General features: G+C 60.2%; 19 protein-coding genes. 8 read left to right on the top strand and 11 right to left on the bottom strand.

Going from position 1 to position 18058, the window contains the following annotated elements:
• Positions 1 to 2 precede the first annotated feature (2 nt).
• Positions 3 to 941 carry a bifunctional riboflavin kinase/FAD synthetase gene (gene ribF, locus T3A99_RS14575; RefSeq protein WP_047230167.1) on the bottom strand — a complete coding sequence of 313 codons (939 nt, stop codon included), beginning with the start codon at positions 939 to 941 and terminating at the stop codon, positions 3 to 5.
• A gap of 130 nt (positions 942 to 1071) precedes the next feature.
• The gene (murJ, locus tag T3A99_RS14570; RefSeq protein ID WP_076386390.1) at positions 1072 to 2610 is read right to left on the bottom strand and encodes a murein biosynthesis integral membrane protein MurJ; all 1539 of its coding nucleotides are present in this window, start codon (positions 2608 to 2610) and stop codon (positions 1072 to 1074) included.
• Positions 2611 to 2864: 254 nt separating this feature from the next.
• Here murJ and rpsT point away from each other — a divergent pair, with 254 nt between their 5' ends.
• Entirely contained in the window at positions 2865 to 3143 is a 279-nt protein-coding gene (rpsT, locus tag T3A99_RS14565) for a 30S ribosomal protein S20 (protein ID WP_003185593.1), read from the top strand.
• A 182-nt stretch (positions 3144 to 3325) separates the two neighbouring features.
• On the opposite strand, the gene T3A99_RS14560 is transcribed toward rpsT, so the two are convergent.
• From T3A99_RS14560 to rplU, 5 genes are all read right to left on the bottom strand, one after another.
• Positions 3326 to 3790, bottom strand: coding sequence for a CreA family protein (locus T3A99_RS14560; RefSeq protein WP_076386392.1), 465 nt, complete (start codon positions 3788 to 3790; stop codon positions 3326 to 3328).
• A gap of 9 nt (positions 3791 to 3799) precedes the next feature.
• Positions 3800 to 4918 (bottom strand): glutamate 5-kinase, encoded by a 1119-nt coding sequence (gene proB / locus T3A99_RS14555; protein WP_047230164.1) that lies wholly within the window; start codon positions 4916 to 4918, stop codon positions 3800 to 3802.
• A 278-nt stretch (positions 4919 to 5196) separates the two neighbouring features.
• Positions 5197 to 6420, bottom strand: a complete 1224-nt coding sequence (cgtA, locus tag T3A99_RS14550) for an Obg family GTPase CgtA (RefSeq protein ID WP_047230163.1) — start codon at positions 6418 to 6420, stop codon at positions 5197 to 5199.
• A gap of 190 nt (positions 6421 to 6610) precedes the next feature.
• A complete protein-coding gene (gene rpmA / locus T3A99_RS14545; protein WP_003205738.1) occupies positions 6611 to 6868 on the bottom strand; it encodes a 50S ribosomal protein L27 in 258 nt (85 codons plus the stop codon).
• A gap of 35 nt (positions 6869 to 6903) precedes the next feature.
• Positions 6904 to 7218, bottom strand: coding sequence for a 50S ribosomal protein L21 (gene rplU, locus T3A99_RS14540; protein ID WP_003176051.1), 315 nt, complete (start codon positions 7216 to 7218; stop codon positions 6904 to 6906).
• Positions 7219 to 7457: 239 nt separating this feature from the next.
• On the opposite strand from rplU, the gene T3A99_RS14535 reads away from it, so the two are divergent.
• The 3 genes from T3A99_RS14535 to T3A99_RS14525 all read left to right on the top strand — a co-directional run bounded on the left by T3A99_RS14535 (position 7458) and on the right by T3A99_RS14525 (position 9416).
• Entirely contained in the window at positions 7458 to 8426 is a 969-nt protein-coding gene (locus tag T3A99_RS14535; RefSeq protein WP_076386394.1) for a polyprenyl synthetase family protein, read from the top strand.
• Positions 8427 to 8614: 188 nt separating this feature from the next.
• On the top strand, positions 8615 to 8956 hold the full coding sequence (locus T3A99_RS14530; protein ID WP_076386396.1) for a zinc ribbon domain-containing protein YjdM: 342 nt from the start codon (positions 8615 to 8617) through the stop codon (positions 8954 to 8956).
• 202 nt (positions 8957 to 9158) lie between these two features.
• Complete coding sequence (locus T3A99_RS14525) at positions 9159 to 9416, top strand: hypothetical protein (RefSeq protein WP_047230160.1); 258 nt, start codon at positions 9159 to 9161, stop codon at positions 9414 to 9416.
• A 127-nt stretch (positions 9417 to 9543) separates the two neighbouring features.
• Here the strand turns inward: T3A99_RS14525 and T3A99_RS14520 are convergent, their stop codons facing one another.
• The 4 genes from T3A99_RS14520 to T3A99_RS14505 form a co-directional block, all read right to left on the bottom strand.
• The gene (locus tag T3A99_RS14520) at positions 9544 to 10161 is read right to left on the bottom strand and encodes an FKBP-type peptidyl-prolyl cis-trans isomerase (protein WP_025215564.1); all 618 of its coding nucleotides are present in this window, start codon (positions 10159 to 10161) and stop codon (positions 9544 to 9546) included.
• 205 nt (positions 10162 to 10366) lie between these two features.
• Positions 10367 to 10855, bottom strand: coding sequence for a TIGR00645 family protein (locus T3A99_RS14515; protein WP_047230159.1), 489 nt, complete (start codon positions 10853 to 10855; stop codon positions 10367 to 10369).
• A gap of 132 nt (positions 10856 to 10987) precedes the next feature.
• Entirely contained in the window at positions 10988 to 11329 is a 342-nt protein-coding gene (locus T3A99_RS14510; protein WP_047230158.1) for a hypothetical protein, read from the bottom strand.
• 346 nt (positions 11330 to 11675) lie between these two features.
• Positions 11676 to 14114 (bottom strand): Lon protease family protein, encoded by a 2439-nt coding sequence (locus T3A99_RS14505; RefSeq protein WP_322834504.1) that lies wholly within the window; start codon positions 14112 to 14114, stop codon positions 11676 to 11678.
• A gap of 272 nt (positions 14115 to 14386) precedes the next feature.
• On the opposite strand from T3A99_RS14505, the gene T3A99_RS14500 reads away from it, so the two are divergent.
• From T3A99_RS14500 to T3A99_RS14485, 4 genes are all read left to right on the top strand, one after another.
• On the top strand, positions 14387 to 14875 hold the full coding sequence (locus T3A99_RS14500; RefSeq protein WP_047230156.1) for a DUF3015 domain-containing protein: 489 nt from the start codon (positions 14387 to 14389) through the stop codon (positions 14873 to 14875).
• Between the two features lie 89 nt (positions 14876 to 14964).
• Positions 14965 to 16818 carry a DUF4105 domain-containing protein gene (locus T3A99_RS14495; protein ID WP_047230155.1) on the top strand — a complete coding sequence of 618 codons (1854 nt, stop codon included), beginning with the start codon at positions 14965 to 14967 and terminating at the stop codon, positions 16816 to 16818.
• Positions 16819 to 16935: 117 nt separating this feature from the next.
• Entirely contained in the window at positions 16936 to 17289 is a 354-nt protein-coding gene (locus T3A99_RS14490) for a hypothetical protein (protein WP_047230154.1), read from the top strand.
• Between the two features lie 70 nt (positions 17290 to 17359).
• Complete coding sequence (locus T3A99_RS14485; RefSeq protein ID WP_047230153.1) at positions 17360 to 17851, top strand: GreA/GreB family elongation factor; 492 nt, start codon at positions 17360 to 17362, stop codon at positions 17849 to 17851.
• The last annotated feature ends 207 nt before the right edge of the window (positions 17852 to 18058 follow it).

The raw sequence follows: 18058 nt of genomic DNA, 5'->3' as shown, positions 1-18058 counted from the left end.
CATTAGCGATTGGCGCTGGTTGCGACAAGGGCACGGGCGGCGGCGATATCTGCATGGATCGCCGTCTTGAGCGCCTCCAGAGAGGCAAAACGCTGCTCTTCACGCAGCTTTTGGTGGAAAACCACCGTCAAACGCCGGTCATACAGATCGCCGGCAAAATCCAGAACATGTACTTCGAGGTGGGCCTTGCCATCCCCCTGGACCGTGGGCCGGACGCCGATATTGGCGACACCGGGCCAGGTCTTGCCGTCGATCTCGACACTCACCAGGAACACCCCGGTCAGCGGTACACGACGACGCTTGAGTTGCACGTTGGCCGTCGGCGTGCCCAGTTGGCGCGCCAGTTTCTGCCCGTGCAGGATCCGTCCGGCAATCCGGTACGGCCGGCCGAGCAAACGCTCGGCCAATTCGAAGTCGGCAGCCGCCAGGGCATTGCGGACCTGGGTACTGCTGACGCGCATGCCGTCCATCTCGACGGTCTGCGCCGCTTCGACGGTAAAGCCCCGGGCCTTGCCGGCCTGTTGCAGGTAATCGAAATCCCCTGCCCGGTCGCAGCCGAAACGGAAATCATCACCGACTTCCAGATGTTTTATGTCCAGACCGCCCACCAGGATGGTCTCGACGAATTCGGCGGCACTGAGTTTGCTCAGGCGCTGATTGAAGGCCAGGCACAAGACCCGGTCGACGCCTTCGGCGGCCAGCAGATGCAGCTTGTCCCGCAGCCGGGCCAGACGGGCCGGCGCGGTGTCCGGGGCGAAAAATTCCCGGGGTTGCGGCTCGAAGATCACCACGCAACTGGGCACGCCCAATTCCTGGGCACGCTCGCGCAACCGCGCCAGGATAGCCTGGTGGCCACGGTGAACACCGTCAAAGTTGCCAATAGTGGCGACACAGCCCCGATGCTGGGGGCGCAGGTTGTGGAGGCCTCGAACCAGCTGCATAACGCGCTTCTTGCTCATAAAGTGGCCGATTATAACCACACCCGGCGGCCGACGACAGGCAACACCGTAACCCAAAGTGATCGAGCCGACAAAACCACTGCCCGGCCCGGGATTATCGAGGGTAAACCCCTCAGCTCAAGCCCTTGCGGTTGAAGTCGCGCAGGCGAAAGCCCATCAGCAGCAGCATGCCGAAATACGCCACCACACCCGCCGCGACCAGTACACCCAGGCGCAGGAAACGCTCGAGCATCTGTCCTTCACCCCAGGCTGGCATGAAATGCATCGCCCCCAGCAGCACCGCCGACATCACCCCCACGGCCACCAGCAGCTTGAGGCCGAACTTGCCCCAGCCCGGCTGCGGCTGATACATCTTCTGCTTGCGCAGTTGGTAAAACAGCAGCCCGGCGTTGAGGCACGCGCCGGCACTGATCGCCAGGGCCAGGCCAGCGTGGGCCAGCGGGCCGATCAGCAACAGGTTGAACAATTGGGTCATCACCAGGGTAAAAATGGCGATTTTCACCGGCGTGCGAATGTTCTGCTGGGCGTAGAAGCCTGGCGCCAGCACCTTGATCACAATGATCCCGAGCAAGCCCACCGAGTAAGCGATCAGTGCCCGCTGGGTCATCAGCGCGTCAAAAGCGTTGAACTGGCCGTACTGGAACAACGAGACGGTCAACGGCTCAGCCAGGATGCCCAGCGCCAGGGCACAAGGCAACACCAGCACGAAGCACAGGCGCAGGCCCCAGTCGAGGATGCGCGAGTATTCCTGGCGGTCCTGGCTGGCGTAGGTCTTGGCCAGGGTCGGCAACAGGATCGTGCCCAGGGCCACGCCCAACACGCCGGACGGCAACTCCATGAGGCGGTCGGCGTAGTACATCCACGACACCGAGCCGGCCACCAGGAACGAGGCGAAAATGGTGTTGATGATCAGGGAAATCTGACTCACCGAAACCCCGAGGATCGCCGGCAACATCTGCTTCATCACCCGCCACACGCCGCTGTCGCGCAGATTCAGGCGCGGCAGCACCAGCATGCCGATTTTCTTCAGGTGAGGCAGCTGATACAGCAACTGCGCCAGGCCACCCACCAGCACCGCCCAACCAAGTGCCATCACCGGCGGGTCGAAGTACGGCGTCAGGAACACCGCAAAGACGATCATGCTGACGTTGAGCAGGGTCGGCACGAAGGCCGGCACCGAGAAACGGTTCCAGGTATTGAGGATCGCCCCGGCCAGGGACGACAGGGAAATCAGCAATATATAAGGAAAGGTCACCCGCAACAGGTCCGAGGTGAGCTGGAATTTTTCCGGGGTATCGGTAAAACCCGGTGCCGTGGCCCAGATCACCCAGGGCGCGGCGAGCATGCCGGCGACCGTAACCAGCGCCAGCACCAGCGTCAGCAAACCCGTGACGTAGGCAATGAACGTGCGGGTCGCTTCGTCGCCTTTCTGGCTTTTATATTCCGCCAGGATCGGTACGAATGCCTGGGAAAACGCCCCTTCGGCGAAGATTCGCCGCAACAGATTGGGCAACTTGAAGGCGATGAAGAAGGCGTCGGTGGCCATCCCGGCACCGAATATCCGAGCGATCAGCGTGTCACGAACGAACCCCAGGACGCGTGAAAGCATCGTGATAGAGCTGACGGCAGCCAACGATTTGAGCAGATTCATGAAAAGAGTTTTTGCCTGTCGATAAACAGCAGGCGAACAACGCGCCCACTTATGCGATACTCCGCGCCGCTAAACAGTGCAGAGCCAAAGCCCGCGAGTTTACAGGTCGCACGCCGGAAAGAAATCATCCGGTGCGTTGTACCTGCCATTCAGCGGAACGCGTCACCCGCCCTTGACAAGACATCAACTCATCGGCATGATTCGCGGCCTATTTTGTTTGCTATTTCCTAAAAAGTCTTTCGAGGAGCTCGACGGTGGCCAACACACCTTCCGCCAAAAAACGTGCAAAACAGGCTGAGAAGCGTCGCAGCCACAACGCCAGCCTGCGTTCCATGGTCCGTACCTACATCAAAAACGTAGTTAAGGCCATCGACGCAAAAGACGCTGAAAAAGCACAAGCTGCTTACGTTCTGGCTGTGCCAGTTATCGACCGTATGGCCGATAAAGGCATCATCCACAAGAACAAGGCTGCTCGCCATAAGAGCCGCCTGAATGGCCACGTAAAGGCCCTGAACGTTGCCGCTGCTGCCTAAGCGACGCGCTCGTTAAAAAACCGACCTTAGGGTCGGTTTTTTATTGCCTGGGATTTACCACACATACCGCAAAAAAATGTGGGAGCGAGCCTGCTCGCGATAGCTGACTAACACTCAATACAAGTTGACTGTTATATAGCTATCGCGAGCAGGCTCGCTCCCACACTGGGATTTGCCTCAGGTTATTGGGTACGAGCCCACGGCAGGATCGGGATCGCCGTCACCGCATTCTGCGGACTGCCTTCGATCACACGGTCGCTGTAGACCAGGTACACCAGCGTATTACGCTTCTTGTCGAGGAAGCGCACCACCTGCATGGTCTTGAATACCAACGACGTGCGCTCCCTGAACACCTCCTCGCCGTCCTTGAGCTCCCCCTTGAAGCTGATGGGGCCGACCTGGCGGCAGGCAATGGATGCCTCGGCGCGATCCTCAGCCAGACCCAGGCCGCCCTTCACACCACCGGTCTTGGCCCGGGACAGATAACACGTCACCCCGTCCACCTTCGGATCATCGAAGGCCTCAACGACGATCCGGTCATTTGGCCCGACAAACTTGAACACCGTCGACACTTGGCCAATTTCCTCGGCCGAGGCCAGCAGCGGCAATGCCACCAGCAAGCCGATCAATCCTTTTGCCAAACCCATGATTTTTCCTTAGACGAGAATCAGGTTGTCACGGTGAACCAGCTCTGGCTCGGCCATGTAACCCAACAGACCGACAATCGCATCAGACGATTGACCGATGATTTTTTGTGCTTCGAGCGCGCTGTAGTTGGCCAGGCCGCGAGCGATTTCGCGACCATCCGGCGCCACGCACACCACCATTTCGCCGCGACGAAAACTGCCCTGGACCAGCTTCACGCCCACCGGCAGCAGACTTTTATTGCCTTGGGACAGCGCCGACACCGCCCCCGCATCCAGCACCAGCGTGCCACGGGTTTGCAGATGCCCGGCCAGCCATTGCTTGCGCGCCGCCAGCATGCCGCGCTCAGGGGACAACAATGTGCCGATGCGCTCGCCCGCCTTCAGGCGATCCAGCACTCGCTCCAGCCGACCACCGACAATGATGGTGTGAGCCCCGGAGCGAGCAGCCAGACGGGCGGCGCGCAGCTTGGTCTGCATGCCGCCACGCCCCAGCGCACCACCGGTACCGCCTGCCACCGCGTCCAGCGCCGGATCATCGGCACGGGCTTCGTAGATCAGCTTGGCATCAGGATTGTTGCGCGGGTCGGCGTCGAACATGCCGTCGCGATCCGTGAGAATCACCAGCAGGTCCGCTTCCACCAGGTTCGCCACTAACGCGGCCAGGGTGTCGTTGTCGCCGAAACGAATCTCGTCGGTAACCACAGTGTCGTTTTCGTTGATCACCGGGATGACTTTCAGCTCGACCAGCGCACGCAAGGTGCTGCGAGCATTGAGGTAGCGCTTGCGGTCGGACAGGTCGTCATGGGTCAGCAGGATCTGCGCCGTATGGCGACCGTGCTCGGCAAAGCTCGACTCCCAGGCCTGCACCAGCCCCATCTGACCGATGGCGGCAGCGGCCTGCAACTCGTGCATCGCGCTGGGTCGCGATGTCCAGCCCAACCGGCTCATGCCAGCGGCTACAGCCCCCGAAGAGACCAAGACCAGTTCGACGCCAGCCTCATGCAAAGCCACCATCTGCTCGACCCACACCGCCATTGCCTTGCGATCCAGGCCCTTGCCATCCGCCGTCAGCAATGCGCTGCCGATCTTCACGACCCAGCGCTGCGCACCCGTCACCTTGCTCCGCATCATCTTCAACCTTTGCCAGCGAACGGCGCGACCCAGCACCGCCCATGGGATTATTCGTATTTGCGTTTTACAGATACCAAAACGCCGCTCGAATGAGCGGCGCCTTGGGAACTGGCTGGTTGCGATGATAACACCGCGCTGAAACACTTAAACCTGTGGGAGCGAGCTTGCTCGCGATTGCATTGGGTCAGCAATATTGATACCGGCTGTCACACCGCTATCGCGAGCAAGCTCGCTCCCACAGGTCCTGGCTTCAACTGAGTGACATCAGCACACGATCAGTCGCGAACGTAGATGATTTCCGGACCGTCTTCGTCATCCACATCCTCTTCGTCCCAATCGTCGTCACCGATGTCATGGACCGACTTCACGCCGCTGCGACGCAGGGCACGCTGATCATCCAGCGCCTGCAACTGAGCACGCGCCTCGTCTTCGATACGCTGATCGAGCTCGGCCAACTCTTCCTTGTAGGCAGGGTCATTGGCCAGGCGATCGGCACGATCTTCCATGTAACGCATGATGTCGTGGCACAGGCGCTCGGTGCCTTCTTTGGCAATGGCCGAGATCACGTAGACCGGACCTTCCCACTCCAGGCGATCAACGATTTCCTTGACCCGCTCCTCGTGCTCTTCTTCGAGGATCTGGTCGCACTTGTTCAGCACCAACCAGCGATCACGCTCTGCCAGGGCCGGGCTGAACTTGGTCAGCTCGCTGACAATGACTTCAGCCGCATCAGCAGCACTGGTTTCATCCAGCGGCGCCATGTCCACCAGGTGCAACAACAACCGGGTACGGGACAAGTGCTTGAGGAAGCGAATCCCCAGGCCAGCACCATCGGAAGCACCTTCGATCAGCCCCGGAATGTCCGCAACCACAAAGCTCTTCCAGCGGTCGACACTGACCACGCCCAGGTTCGGCACCAGGGTGGTGAACGGATAATCGGCGACTTTCGGCTTGGCTGCCGATACCGAGCGAATGAAGGTGCTCTTGCCGGCGTTCGGCAGACCCAGCAGGCCCACGTCGGCCAGCACTTTCATTTCCAGCTTCAGGTCACGCTGCTCGCCTGGCTTGCCTGGCGTGGTCTGGCGCGGCGCACGGTTGGTACTGGACTTGAAACGGGTGTTACCCAGACCGTGCCAGCCACCATGGGCCACCAGCAGACGCTGGCCAGCCTTGGTCAGGTCGCCAATGACTTCCTGGGTGGCGGAGTCGATCACCGTGGTGCCGACCGGCACGCGCAGGATCAGGTCTTCGCCCTTTTTGCCGGTGCAGTCGGTGCTGCCGCCGTTGGAGCCACGCTCGGCATCGAAGTGACGGGTATAACGGTAGTCCACCAGGGTGTTGAGGTTTTCGTCGGCGAGCATGTAGATCGAGCCGCCATCGCCGCCATCACCACCGTTCGGACCACCGTTCTCAATGAATTTTTCTCGACGGAAACTCATGCAACCATTGCCGCCGTCGCCGGCCTTTACTCGAATCGATACTTCATCAACAAACTTCATGACACACGCCTCTCGCCATACGGACGAGCCAAAAAAACAAGACATAAGACTCTTGCAAAAATGAGCGCAGCGACCTGATGACACGCCCCAACCGCAGCGCCGACAGCCCATACAAACAGTTTTGCAAGAGACTCACCCCACAAACGAAAAAGCCCCGTCGCAAGACAGGGCTTTTCCAGCGGTCTCGCAATTAAGCTGCGATAACGCTTACGTAACGACGACCGAAGGCGCCTTTTACTTCGAACTTGATCACGCCTTCGACTTTAGCGAAGAGGGTGTGATCCTTACCCATGCCTACGCCGTAGCCAGCGTGGAATTGGGTGCCGCGCTGACGCACGATGATGTTGCCCGCTTTGATAGCCTGGCCGCCATACATCTTGACGCCAAGGCGTTTGGCTTCTGAGTCGCGACCGTTACGGGTACTACCACCAGCTTTTTTGTGTGCCATGAGTTCAATTCTCCTAGTGAGGAATTAGGCTGAAATTAAGCCTGAATACCGGTGATTTTGATCTCGGTGTACCACTGGCGGTGGCCCATACGCTTCATGTGGTGCTTACGGCGACGGAACTTGATGATGCGGACTTTATCGTGACGACCTTGGGAGATCACTTCAGCCACAACGGTAGCGCCAGCAACGACTGGAGCGCCGATATTCACGTCATCGCCATTGGCGACCAACAGAACGCGATCAAAAGTCACGGATTCGCCAGTAGCGATTTCCAGTTTTTCGATCTTCAGGTATTCACCTGGGGCGACCTTGTATTGCTTGCCACCAGTAACAATTACTGCGTACGACATGGTATTTCTCCGATAATCCTGCTCACCCAGCGCTTTATAAGAAGAGGTATTGGCTGGCATGGCTGCATGGGCTGGAAGGCCCGGATGCAATTGCGTAAGGCAGGTGCTGCCCAGGAAGTTCAGGGTGCGCGATTGTACGCAAGCCGCAAGCGCCTTGCAAGAGGCCGTCCATCGCGCCTTGACAGGCCCAGGCGTGGGTCCTAGCATGCCGCGCAACCCTTCTGGAGCACCTGTCGCTGATGCAACCCCAAGCTTTCTACCGCGCGGTGGCGGACGATTTTAGCGCCGTCGACGGCATCATCAAGAAGCAGCTGACTTCCCGAGTGCCGCTGGTATCGAAAATCGGCGATTACATTACTTCGGCCGGGGGCAAACGCCTGCGTCCTTTGTTGGTGCTGTTGTGTGGCAAGGCCCTGGGCCGCGAAGGCGACGACATGCGCCTGCTGGCCGCCACCATCGAATTCCTGCACACCGCGACCCTGCTGCATGACGACGTGGTCGACATGTCCGGCATGCGCCGCGGCCGCTCGACCGCCAACGCCATGTGGGGCAACGCCCCAAGCGTGCTGGTGGGCGACTTCCTGTATTCGCGCTCGTTCGAAATGATGGTCGAGCTGGGCTCGATGCCGGTGATGAAGATCCTGTCCCAGGCCACGCGCATCATCGCCGAAGGCGAAGTGCTGCAGCTGTCCAAGGTGCGCGACGCCAGCACCACGGAAGAAACCTACATGGAAGTCATCCGCGGCAAGACGGCGATGCTCTTCGAAGCCTCGACCCACAGCGCCGCCGCCCTGGCCGGCGCCAGCGCCGAGCAAAGCGAAGCGTTGCGCACCTTTGGCGATCACCTGGGCGTGGCCTTCCAGTTGGTGGACGACCTGCTGGACTACAAGGGCGACGCCGAGACTTTGGGCAAGAACGTCGGGGACGACCTGGCCGAAGGCAAGCCGACCCTGCCGCTGATCTACACCATGCGCGAAGGCACTCCTGAGCAGGCGGCACTGGTACGCCAGGCGATCCAGAAAGGCGGGATCGAAGACCTGGAGAGCATCCGGGAAGCGGTTGAAGCCTCCGGCTCGCTGGACTACACCGCAAAACTGGCCCGCGACTACGTCGCCCGCGCAATCAAATGCCTCGACGCCCTGCCGGCCAGCGAATACCGCGATGCGTTGGTGGAACTGAGCGAGTTTGCGGTGGCTCGCACCCATTGATGGCATGAAGCCCCTGTGGGAGCGAGCTTGCTCGCGATAGCGTTGGGTCAGTAAGCTTGATGCTGATTGGCAGACAGCTATCGCGAGCAAGCTCGCTCCCACAAGGGTATTTCACTGCCCTGCCCTTCGCGGCCTAAAACCCTATATAATGTGCGCCCTTTTACCCTCCTGATACCCAAGGAACCTTAGTGAGCACGTTGCCTCCCTGCCCGAAATGCAATTCCGAATACACCTACGAAGACGGTACTCAACTGGTCTGCCCGGAGTGTGCCCACGAATGGTCTGCCAGCGGTGAAGCTGAAACGGCGTCCGATGAGACGGTGAAGAAGGATTCGGTCGGCAATGTCCTGCAGGACGGCGACACCATCACCGTGATCAAGGACCTGAAGGTCAAAGGCACGTCGCTGGTGGTCAAGGTGGGCACCAAGGTCAAGAACATCCGTTTGTGCGATGGTGATCACGACATCGACTGCAAGATCGACGGCATCGGCCCGATGAAGCTCAAGTCCGAGTTCGTCAGAAAAGTCTGAGCCGTGCGTATTCCATCCCACGCCCCGCGTGGGATGGTGCTTCACCCTCCCCGCTCCACCCCCCGTTTACGCCTCCGAGCCAAGCGCGAGCCGATTGAGCTGCCGCAACCCACCGTCAGAAAAACAATTCGAACACCAATAGAGCCTTGCTATTTAGCGAATAAGAATTATTCTCATAACGCCCATCAAGGAGATGAGAACCATGACTTATTTGATCGATGCCTGGCTGGACCGCCCACACCCTTACCTGAGAATCCTGCATCGGGAAACCGGGGAAGTCTGTGCGGTGCTTGAAGAAGAAGCCCTGAACGAACTGCAGGACCAGGGGGATCTGGACCTCAACAGCCTCAATTCCAGCGAGCCGCTGGTGCTCAAGGAACTGGTGCGCAATCTGTTCCTGTTCTGTTACGCCCGGGCGTTGCGCCCTACGGCGGATTTCAATGGCAGGTTTCATGGATGAAGCGCGCAAACCCTGTGGGAGCGAGCCTGCTCGCGATAGCGGTGTGACACTCAACATCAATATTGACTGACCGACCGTCATCGCGAGCAGGCTCGCTCCCACAAAAGCCTGCTTAAGCGTTGATGCCTTACAGAACGTCCAACAGCTCGACGTCAAACACCAGTACGCTGTGCGGCGGAATGCTGCCAACGCCTTGAGCGCCGTAGGCCAGTTCGCTTGGCACGTACAAACGCCATTTGCTGCCGGCGTTCATCAATTGCAAGGCTTCGGTCCAGCCTGGGATCACGCCACCCACCGGGAATTCGGCAGGCTGGCCACGATCGTAGGAGCTGTCGAACACAGTGCCGTCGATCAGAGTGCCATGGTAATGGGTACGCACCTGGTCTTCACGGCTCGGCTTGGCGCCTTCGCCCTGAGTCAGCACTTCAAATTGCAGACCCGAGGCCAGGGTGGTGATGCCTTCGCGCTTGGCGTTTTCAGCCAGGAATGCACGACCTTCGCCAGCGGCGGCTTCTGCCTTGGCGGCAGCTTCGGCCTGCATGATTTCGCGAATGACTTTGAAGCTGGCGGACATCTCGTCCTGGCCCACACGGCTCGGCTTGCCGGCGAAGGCGTCGGTCAGGCCAGCCAGGATTGCGTCCAGGCTCACGCCCGGTGGCGGGTTGTCGCGCAGTTGGTCGCCCAACTGACGGCCAATGCCGTAGCTGACGCGGGTTTCGTCGGTGGACAGGTTAACTTCGGACATGATGCTGCTCCGCTGTGCGGACGGCTCGGGAATTTGCCGTGCTTGACACAGCGCCTCCCGGAGCGCCCGGAACCAAAAGGGCGAGCAGACTAGCACAGATGCCGCAGCGGGTGACGAGCCCCCTGATCAAAGCGCCGCCACCAGAAACGACAACGCCCGCCTGCTTTGCAACAGACGGGCGGTGCGCCGCAGCGATGAACGGACCTCAGTGCTTGGTCAGTTTATCCAGGTAACCCATGGCAAACGCCGAAACCACGAAGGTCATGTGGATGATCACGTACCACATCAGGTGCTCGGGATCGACGTTCTTGGCATCCATGAAGATGCGCAGCAGGTGAATCGAGGAAATGGCAACGATCGAGGCCGCAACCTTCATTTTCAGCGAGGACGAATCCATGGTCCCGAGCCAGTTGAGCTTTTCCTTGTCGGAATCGATGTCCAGTTGCGAGACGAAGTTCTCGTAGCCGGAAATCATCACCATCACCAACAGGCCGCCCACCAGCGCCATGTCGATCAGCGACAGCAGCACCAGAATCAGCTCGGATTCGGCCATGGCAAACACATTGGGAATGATGTGAAAGACTTCCTGGAAGAACTTCAGGGCCAGGGCCAGCAAGCCGAGGGACAGCCCGAAATAGATCGGCGCCAGCAGCCAACGGGAGGCGTACATTGCATTTTCGATAAAGCGTTCCATTGAGTCTCACACCAGGGCTGAAAAATCGCGGCGAGTATATCAGTCACGACCTGGGTCATAAACGCCAGGCCCATCCGCGACTTCAGCCCTTGGAGCTAAACCGTACTGCCAGCGCCCGCACGATGACGGCTTTCAATGCAACGGGCGAAACTCGAAGCCGTCGACGCTGCGACAACGGCCTCCATTGATTTCCCGCAATTGGGCCTGCATGTGCAGGCACCAGATCTGCGGGTCGTCGGCCAGCTCATAACCATGCGTTGTCAGGCTTTGCACAATGGTGTCGAGAATGGACTCAGCGGCATTCGGGCCGGGAAAAGGGCCTTGGGCCTTGATGGCCGAAGGTTGTTCGCCAGCCATTCCGGCGGCGAAGAGCAAGGTCCACATACCGGTATCTCCCGCCAGCGGACGGATGGCGCATTCGATACGGGTCACAAGGCCCAGGCATTGACGAGTGAGGCAAAGGTTGCGCGACATGGCGGCGCCCCTCGATAGATCCGGTATTCAGCCTCAGGACAAGGCTGTTTCGATCCGATGATGGCTCTCGTTATCCTTGAACTGAGGATAGAAGAAAAGTTCCGGCCGCAAGTCCCGCCGAGACCAGAATGCGCCGAATGGTCATAGTGTGAATATTGACGCCAAAGTGGTGGCACTTTTTAGCCATCACCACAAACAATTGTGGGAGCGAGCCTGTGGGAGCAAAGCTCGCTCGCGATGACGTCGTCACAGACAACACCTCTGTTGGCTGTAAAACCGCTATCGCGAGCAAGCTTTGCTCCCACAAAGCTCGCTCCCACATTGACTTACTCCGACCTGGAACGCATCAAGCCGGCTTGGCCTCCGCCAGCGCCTGTTGCGCCAGTTCCTTTTCCGCTTCCTTGATGTCGTCTTCGCTGATCATCTCCGCGATCACCCGCAGCCGTTCCACCACCCGGGCATTGACGCTCCCTTCGGGGAACTCACCATTTTCATCCGGCTCGCCGGCAGGCTCACCCACCAGCAGGCTCAGGGCTTCGTCGGCCTGGCGCACCGCATAAACATGGAACTGCCCGGCGCGCACGGCGGCGAGCACCTTCTCGTCGAGCATCAGGGTGGCGACGTTGGCCTGGGGGATGATCGCCCCCTGCTCGCCGGTCAGCCCACGGGCTTCGCAGAGGCGGAAGAAGCCTTCGATCTTCTCGTTGACCCCGCCCACCGCCTGCACTTCACCGAACTGGTTGATCGAGCCGGTGATAGCGAAACACTGCTTGAGCGGCGTCTTCGACAAGGCAGAAATCAGCGTACACGCTTCCCCCAGGGACGCGCTGTCGCCGTCCACGTAGCCGTAGGATTGCTCCAGGGCGATGCTGGCCGAGATCGCCAGAGGAAACTCCTGGGCGTACCGGCTGCCCAGGTAACCGGTGAGGATCATCACGCCCTTGGAGTGGATCGGCTGGCCGAGGTTGACCTCTCGCTCGATGTCGACGATGCCGCTGCCGCCGGGGTAGACCGTGGCGGAAATCCGCGCCGGCACGCCGAACGCCGAATCCCCCACCTCCAGCACCGTCAAGCCGTTGCACTTGCCCACAGCCGCGCCGTCGGTGTCGATCAGGATGATCCCCGCCAGCATGTCGTCGAGAATCCGCGCCGAGACGCGCCCGGTACGGGTGGCCTTGGCCTTGAGGGCGCGTTCGATGTGACCGGCGTCGGTCATCTCGTCACCGGCCAACTGACGAATGAAATCCGCCTCGCTGACCAGTTGGAAAAGATCGCCAATCCGCGCCGACAAACGCCCCTGATGTTCGGCCAGGCGCGCACTGTAGGTGGCCAGGCGCGCCACCGCATCGGCGGTCAACGGGGCCATGCCCTCCTCCGAAGTACGGGTCTTGAGCAACTGGGCGAACTGCTCCAGGCTTTCATCCCCCATCGGAATGTCTTCGTCGAAATCCACCAGCACGCGAAACATTTCCTGGAAGTCCGAATCCAGGTCCTGCAAGGCGTAGTAGAGCTGGCGGGCGCCGATGATCACCACTTTGACTTGCAGTGGAATGTGCTGCGGGGTCAAGGTGACCGTGGCCAGACGCCCCAGCTCGCCCAGTGGTGACTCCATTTTCAGTTTGCGCGACTGCAGCGCACGCTTGAGTGCATCCCACACGAACGGCTCGCCAAGCATTTTTTCTGCTTCAAGGATCAGGAAACCACCGTTGGCCCGATGCAACGCCCCCGGGCGCAGTTGTCGATAGGTGGTGTAGAGCGCGCCCTGGTCAGTGCTGTATTCAATGCGCCCAAACAGGTTGTCGTAGGTCGGGTGCGGTTCAAACACCACCGGCGCGCCACCGCTGGTTGGGTGCCCTACCATCAGGCTCGGGGCGTATTGCTCCTCCAGGAGCTTGCGGGCAATGGCGTCGGTCTTGCTGTCGTCCACCAACTGCTCGACCACCGTTTTGAGCAAGTAGACCTGCATGGCTTGCAAGTAACCGCAGACCGCGGCGTTCTCTGCGTACTTTTCCGACAGCGGCGCCAGCAACGGTTGCAGGGCCAGGGTGATGGTTTCTTCGTTAAGTTGACGCAACTGGTTGCTGGACTCGCGCTTCCACTGCGGCAGGCTGGCGAGCTCTTCGTTCAGGCGTTCTTCCAGGCCCGAGATGTCGTCATGAAAACGCTCGCGCTCGGACTCCGGCAACTGGGCGAATTCCGCTTCGTCCAGGGCCTTGCCCTCGCTCATCGGCGTGAAGGCGATGTTGCTGCTGTCACGGTACAGGGCGACATCCTTCTCCAGCGCCAGGCGCTCGATGACATCCAGGGCGCGGTCGTAGCGCTGGTTGAAAGCACGGTCGATGGCGCTTTTCTTCTGTTGATAGGACGGATGCTCGAACACCGCCGGGAAAGTCGCCAGGAGGTTGTCGATCAGGCCGTTGACGTCGGCGATGAAAGCCCCCGCCGTCCCCGATGGCAGCTCCAGGGCGCGGGGTTCGCGGGGCTCATCGAAATTATTGACGTAGACCCAGTCCGCCGGGGTCTGCATACGCTTGCCTTCGGCCTTGAGATAACGCTTTACGAACGAAAACCGGCCAGTGCCGGGCTCTCCCATGACAAATACGTTGTAACCGGGGCGCGGCATGGCCACGCCGAACTGCAATGCTTCGACCGCACGCTCCTGGCCAAGCACACCGCGGAAGGGTTCCAGATCATTGGTGGTAGAGAAGCTGAACTGTTCAGCGGAAAACGGGCGGGTCAGCGCTTCGGGCGCTAGACGCAAGCTGGCAGCAACAGGATCAGGCATCGGGCTTCCTTACATCAGGCGGGGCAGATAGCGGCATTCTGGCGCTGCCTGCACCTGACTGGCAAGAAGCGCCTCAGGCCAAAGCATAGTCCAGGGGCATCCCCTGAGCCCGAGCCCGTAAATTCATGACACTGCTGTTACTTTTTGCAAAATGTCACGGAACCCCAGGATCGTGCCTAAACTCCAAATTGCGCGGCTGGAACAATAACCGGCCCACTGGCCTGTAGGGTCAGACCCTGTCCATTGGTATGCACATAAAAGAGAACATAGCTATGAAACGGATTCTTCTCGGTACTCTCTTCACCGCTGTATCCCTCAACGCCATGGCTCAGGCGCCAGGCGGTCCGGATTGCGGCTGGGGCAACATGCTGTTCGAAGGTCAGCGTGGCACCCCGGCTCACTTCCTGGCATCCACCACCAACGGCACCTCGGGCAACGCCACCTTCGGCATGACATCCGGCACCAACGGTTGCTCGACCAACGCGGCACTGACCTACGGTGGCAAGTCCTGGCTGGCCATGAATGGCATGATGAACGAGCTGTCCGAAGACATGGCCAAGGGCCAAGGCGAAGCGCTCACCACCTACGCCGTAGTACTGGGCGTGGCACCGGAAGACCGTGCGCATTTCTCCGCTGTCACTCACGAGCACTTCCAGCAGATCTTCAGCAAGGCTGATGTGACCGCAGAAGACGTGCATACCAACACCCTGGCCGTGCTGAAAAGCGACCCACGCCTGGCCAAGTACGCCACTCCAGCTTAAGCTCGACACCACTCGCTCCTCTCGGGGAGCGGGTTTTCTTTTTGGGGCCCCTTCCGGTCTTTATTTTTCGATTGTCCAAGTAGCCAACTATGCTCAAACGCCTTGCCTGGCTGGCGCTCTGTGTGTGCGCCCCGTTGTCCGCCGCACCTCATGTCGACCCTCAACGCTTGCAGCAACTGGCCAACGACCGTTTCTGGATTTCCCTGGGCCACTACGAAACCGCCAAGCTCGGTGGCTGGCGCAGCTATATCAGCGACAAAAGATTTTTCCTCGCTCCCGACGGCAACGAACATCCCGACCACGAACTGGCCGCCACGGTGCAAGCGCTGTACGGCCCGGCCAGTGCTGGTCAGCAACACGCCCAATGTGTGTACCCGGCGCGAACACGCTGGCTGAAGGCGCAGCTCAACCTGACGGATCTGCCGACGGTTGACTGCAGCGAATTCACCCAATGGTTCAAGGATGTCGCGCCCCACAGCGCGGTGATGATTTTTCCGGCCGCCTACCTGAACAGCCCTTCTTCGATGTTTGGCCACACCCTGCTGCGCATCGACCAGGCCGATGTGCAAAGCGACAAGACCGCGCTGCTCAGCTATGCGATCAACTTCGGTGCCTATATCGAAGGCTCGGACAACAGCATTCTGTATGCCTGGAAAGGCCTGATGGGCGGTTACCCGGGCCTGTTCGCCCTGGTGCCCTATCAGGAAAAGCTCTCCGAGTACCGCAGCCTGGAAAACCGCGACCTGTGGGAATACCGCCTCAATCTGAGCCAGGTGGAAACCGAGCGCATGGTCGAGCATGTGTGGGAACTCAAGCAGATTGAGTTCGACTATTTTTTCTTCGACGAAAACTGCTCCTATCGCCTGCTCGAACTGCTGCAAGTGGCCCGTCCCAGCCTGCGGCTGACCGAACAGTTCCCGTTGACGGCGATTCCCACCGACACCGTGAAGGCGGTGAAAGAAGCCGGGCTGGTGGAAAGCATCGAATACCGGCCCTCCCGTGAGCGGGAACTGCTCAGCCGCGCCGAACCACTCACCGACGACGAGCAGCAATGGGTGCTGAAAGTCAGCGCCGACCAGAAACAACTGCAGACTTCAGCATTCAAGGCATTGCCTCGCGCTCGCCAGGCGCTGATCATCGACGCCGCCTATCGCCTGGAGCGCTACCGCGCCAACGGCCAGGAACGCGACCCACAGCGCGCCCAGCGCAGTTTCGAACTGTTGCGGGCGATCAACCAGAACCCCGCGCCGGAACTCGACATCCCGCAACCGGGCCTGCCCGAGGATGGCCACGAGTCGCGCACCTGGCAGGCTGGCCTCGGCACTCGTGGCGACCGGGCGTTCGGCGAATATGGCCTGCGCATGGCCTATCACGACCTCAACGACAACGCCGAGAGTTTCCCGTTGGGCGCACAGATCGAGATCCTGCAACTGAAGCTGCGCCAGTACGAAGGCAATGACTGGCAGGTGCAACAGCTGGACCTTGCGACCATTCGCTCCCTGACTCCGCGCAACGAACTGCTGCAACCGCTGTCCTGGCAAGTCACCGGCGGCCTGGAGCGGGTGCCGGGCAAGCACGACGACGAAACCCTGGTCAGCCACGTCAATGGCGGAGCCGGCGGCACCTGGGCACTGGGTGACGACATGCTGGGGTTTGCCTTGGGCACGGTGCGGGTCGAACACAACAACGACTTCGCCCAGTTCATCGCTCCGGCCGCAGGCTTCAACACTGGCGTGCTGTGGAAAAACCCGCTGGGCAACTTGAGCCTGGAGGCCAAAGGCGACTATTTCATCAACGGCGAAGTGCGCCGTAGCGTGAGCCTGAACCAGCAGTGGGAACTGTCACGCAACCTCGGTCTGCGCCTGAGTGCCCAGCGCGAGTTCAGCCATCTGGCGTCACCGGAGAACGAAGTGATGCTGGAGGTGAAGTGGTATCACTATTGATCGGGGCATACCCCGCACTCACCTAAGCGAACAGATTCATCACAGCGCTTTCACATCGGCCTGACGAATCCACTTCTAAACTTCTCTTATGAGTGGATCAGGCAGGAATGCAAAAAAATGAGACGCGCGGTGGTGCTGAGTGTGGTGATGTTGCTCGGTGGCTGCGAAACCACCCACGAAAACCTGATCGCCCGGGGTTACCCTCCGGCATTCGCCGACGGCTTTGATGACGGTTGCAGCAGCGGCCGGCAGGCAGCCGGCGTGATCACCGGCCAGTTCAGGAAGGACGTGCCACGGTATCTCAAGGACGCTCCCTATGCCGAAGGCTGGAGCGACGGTTTCCGTCAATGCCAGGCCATGCGCGAAAGTGAGGAGCGTAACGCTTACCGCGAACGCCATTGGGACGAGCGAGAACGGGCCTGGCAGCAGCAGAAGGACCAGGACGCAGCCCGGGCTTATCGCTCACAGTGAGTCGCGTACAGACATCCGCTGAAACCAAAAGCCTGCGACCATGGCCCAAACTCCAATAGAGGAGAACATCATGAGTCGCGCCTTCGTCAATGAGGACAACGCCGCTGCCCAGGCCGATCAGCCGGTCGAACGCCAGGTCAGCGCGCAACCCAATTACGTCACGCCCGCCGGACTCGCCCAATTACAGGCCCGGGTCGCTGAGCTGCAGGCGCTGCACAGCCAGCAGGTGGCCAGGGGAGAACTGGCGGACAAGCAGCGAATCGCGGATATCGAACGGGATCTGCGGTATTTCAATCAGCGTTTGCAAAGCGCGCAGGTCGTTACGCCAACCTCATTGGATCAGGTGCGGATCGGGCATTGGGTGACCTTTGTCGATGAGCATGACCACGAGCAGCGAGTGCAGTTGGTGGGTGAAGATCAGGCCGATGCGGCCAGCGGACTGGTCAATTGGGGCTCGCCGCTGGGGCGGGCGTTGCTGGGGACGAAAGTTGGCGATGAAGTGATCTGGAAACGGCCGGTGGGGGATTTGACCATTGAAGTGGTGGCGATAGAACCGGGGTGATCTTGCCGGCCTCATCGCGAGCAGGCTCGCTCCCACAGGAATCGCGCCCCACCGTGCAGCTTGTGACTGACCCAAAACCAGCGTGGGAGCGAGCCCCACCGTGCAGCTTGTGACTGACCCAAAACCACTGTGGGAGCGAGCCCCACCGTGCAGCTTGTGACTGACCCAAAACCACTGTGGGAGCGAGCCCCACCGTGCAGCTTGTGA

The sequence above is a fragment of the Pseudomonas sp. N-137 genome, assembly GCF_034555295.1.
Taxonomy (GTDB): Bacteria; Pseudomonadota; Gammaproteobacteria; order Pseudomonadales; family Pseudomonadaceae; genus Aquipseudomonas; species Aquipseudomonas rhizophila.
The sequence above is the reverse complement of the archived record's forward strand: the minus strand, read 5'-3'. Positions and strand labels throughout refer to the sequence as shown.

Coding starts and splice junctions, on each gene's coding strand:
- murJ (WP_076386390.1), bottom strand. CDS start 2,610: ATGAATCTGCTCAAATCGTTGGCTGCCGTCAGCTCTATCACGATGCTT.
- T3A99_RS14485 (WP_047230153.1), top strand. CDS start 17,360: ATGAGTCGCGCCTTCGTCAATGAGGACAACGCCGCTGCCCAGGCCGAT.
- rplU (WP_003176051.1), bottom strand. CDS start 7,218: ATGTCGTACGCAGTAATTGTTACTGGTGGCAAGCAATACAAGGTCGCC.
- T3A99_RS14560 (WP_076386392.1), bottom strand. CDS start 3,790: ATGGGTTTGGCAAAAGGATTGATCGGCTTGCTGGTGGCATTGCCGCTG.
- T3A99_RS14535 (WP_076386394.1), top strand. CDS start 7,458: ATGCAACCCCAAGCTTTCTACCGCGCGGTGGCGGACGATTTTAGCGCC.
- proB (WP_047230164.1), bottom strand. CDS start 4,918: ATGCGGAGCAAGGTGACGGGTGCGCAGCGCTGGGTCGTGAAGATCGGC.
- T3A99_RS14515 (WP_047230159.1), bottom strand. CDS start 10,855: ATGGAACGCTTTATCGAAAATGCAATGTACGCCTCCCGTTGGCTGCTG.
- T3A99_RS14495 (WP_047230155.1), top strand. CDS start 14,965: ATGCTCAAACGCCTTGCCTGGCTGGCGCTCTGTGTGTGCGCCCCGTTG.
- T3A99_RS14505 (WP_322834504.1), bottom strand. CDS start 14,114: ATGCCTGATCCTGTTGCTGCCAGCTTGCGTCTAGCGCCCGAAGCGCTG.
- T3A99_RS14490 (WP_047230154.1), top strand. CDS start 16,936: ATGAGACGCGCGGTGGTGCTGAGTGTGGTGATGTTGCTCGGTGGCTGC.
- T3A99_RS14525 (WP_047230160.1), top strand. CDS start 9,159: ATGACTTATTTGATCGATGCCTGGCTGGACCGCCCACACCCTTACCTG.
- rpmA (WP_003205738.1), bottom strand. CDS start 6,868: ATGGCACACAAAAAAGCTGGTGGTAGTACCCGTAACGGTCGCGACTCA.
- cgtA (WP_047230163.1), bottom strand. CDS start 6,420: ATGAAGTTTGTTGATGAAGTATCGATTCGAGTAAAGGCCGGCGACGGC.
- T3A99_RS14520 (WP_025215564.1), bottom strand. CDS start 10,161: ATGTCCGAAGTTAACCTGTCCACCGACGAAACCCGCGTCAGCTACGGC.
- ribF (WP_047230167.1), bottom strand. CDS start 941: ATGCAGCTGGTTCGAGGCCTCCACAACCTGCGCCCCCAGCATCGGGGC.
- T3A99_RS14510 (WP_047230158.1), bottom strand. CDS start 11,329: ATGTCGCGCAACCTTTGCCTCACTCGTCAATGCCTGGGCCTTGTGACC.
- T3A99_RS14500 (WP_047230156.1), top strand. CDS start 14,387: ATGAAACGGATTCTTCTCGGTACTCTCTTCACCGCTGTATCCCTCAAC.